The 1595-nt window shown below is 71.7% G+C and carries 1 protein-coding gene and 1 pseudogene; both read left to right on the top strand.

The genetic code is table 11. The annotated features are described in order from the left end of the window. Positions 1-186 precede the first annotated feature (186 nt). Positions 187-1149 carry an STM4015 family protein gene (locus tag ACFUJR_RS39220; RefSeq protein ID WP_383172255.1) on the top strand — a complete coding sequence of 321 codons (963 nt, stop codon included), beginning with the start codon at positions 187-189 and terminating at the stop codon, positions 1147-1149. Further along, positions 1146-1595, top strand: a pseudogene (locus tag ACFUJR_RS39215) (hypothetical protein); the annotation flags it as partial. The gene ACFUJR_RS39220 and the pseudogene ACFUJR_RS39215, both read left to right, overlap by 4 nt.

Genomic DNA, 1595 nt, shown 5'->3' with positions numbered 1-1595 from the left:
CCAGGCTCGAAAGAGGACTCAGCAGGGACGACGACCTCACTCACGCCTACCGCAAGTGGCTCCAAGCCGCTTGACAGCAATAGGAGCATCAACGGCCTTCCGCCGACCCCGGCGCGAAGTTGTCGGTGCGGCTTGGTACAACTGCTCGCGTCAGCCGATCAACGCCGTCCGGTGTCTGGAGCACTCATGACCATTTCGGGATACATTCAGGAGTTTCACGGCCTGCCCGTGTTCCATTTCCCGGATCGTGACACCGCCGTCGAGCTGCCCGACGCGGCCTCCGTGGCCTGGCGCGTCTCCGGATCGACGTACTGCGATTCGGACGACGACCAGTGGGAGCGGGTCTTCGCCCGCTTCCTCGCGGAGGTCGACACGAACCGGGTCCGCGCGCTGATCGTCGGCGGCTGGGACGAGGCGTACGACACGTCGTCCGCCCCGATCGTCGCGCGGCTCGTCGAGGCGGCGGGCGAACGGCTCTCCGGTCTGGAGGCGCTGTTCCTGGGGGACATGAGCTTCGAGGACTGCGAGATCTCGTGGATCCAGCAGTCCGACGTCTCGCCTCTGCTCACCGCCTATCCCCGCCTGCGGGAGTTCGGTGTGCGCGGGGGCACGGAGCTCGCGTTCCCGCCGGTCCGGCACACCGCGCTGACCACGCTCGTGGTGGAGTCGGGCGGTCTCGGCGCCGAGGTCGTCCGGGGCATCGCGGGCAGCGACCTGCCCGCCCTGGAGAAGCTGGAGCTGTGGCTCGGCACGGACGAGTACGGCGGTGACTCCACGGTCTCCGACCTGGAACCGCTGCTCGCCGGCACCGGCTTCCCCGCCCTGCGCCATCTCGGGCTCCGCAACAGCGTGATCCAGGACGAGATCGCCGTCGCGGTCGCCGGGGCCCCCGTCGTCGCCCGGCTCGACAGCCTCGACCTGTCGATGGGCACGCTCACGGACGAGGGTGCCGAGGCGCTGCTCGTGGGCCAGCCGCTGACCCACCTCACGCACCTCGGCCTCTCGCACCACTACCTGTCGGAGAAGATGAGCGAGCGGGTCGTGGACACCCTCACGCCGTACGGGGTGACGGTCGACGTCGACGACGCGCAGGAGCCTGAGGACGACGGCGACGGCGAGGTCTTCCGGTACGTCGCGGTCGCCGAATGACGTACTCCCCGCCCCTCGGGCACCCGCCCGCCGGGCAACCGGCCCTCGCGCGCCCGCGCCTCGTCGTCGTCGGCAACCCGGCCAACCGCCGGGTCGCCTTCTTCCGCGACGCGGTGCGGGCCGCCGGGCTGCCCGAAGCGCGGGTCGAGCCCTGGCTCGACGTGCTGCGGGGCGGGGCGCGCTTCCACCCGGGCGAGACGGTCCGGCTGGATTCGCCCGGCGAGGACCCGGACGTCGACCGGTTGTTGCGCGGTACGGACGATCCGACCCGGGTCGAGGGCACGGGCCGCTGGTACGAGGCGTTCACGGCGGCGACGGCACGGCTCGCCCGGAGCGTGGGCGAGACCGGGGCGGTCCTCGTCGACGATCCCGCGGAGCCGCCGGTGCTGTTCGACAAGCGGCTCGCCCATGCCCGGCTGCTTCGGGCCGGGGTCCCGGTGCCGGAC

This window comes from Streptomyces sp. NPDC057271, assembly GCF_042668715.1.
Classification (GTDB): Bacteria; Actinomycetota; Actinomycetes; order Streptomycetales; family Streptomycetaceae; genus Streptomyces.
The sequence above is the reverse complement of the archived record's forward strand: the minus strand, read 5'-3'. Positions and strand labels throughout refer to the sequence as shown.

Bases quoted from the DNA above. Each gene is read 5' to 3' on its own strand.
- ACFUJR_RS39220 (WP_383172255.1), top strand. From the start codon at position 187: ATGACCATTTCGGGATACATTCAGGAGTTTCACGGCCTGCCCGTGTTC.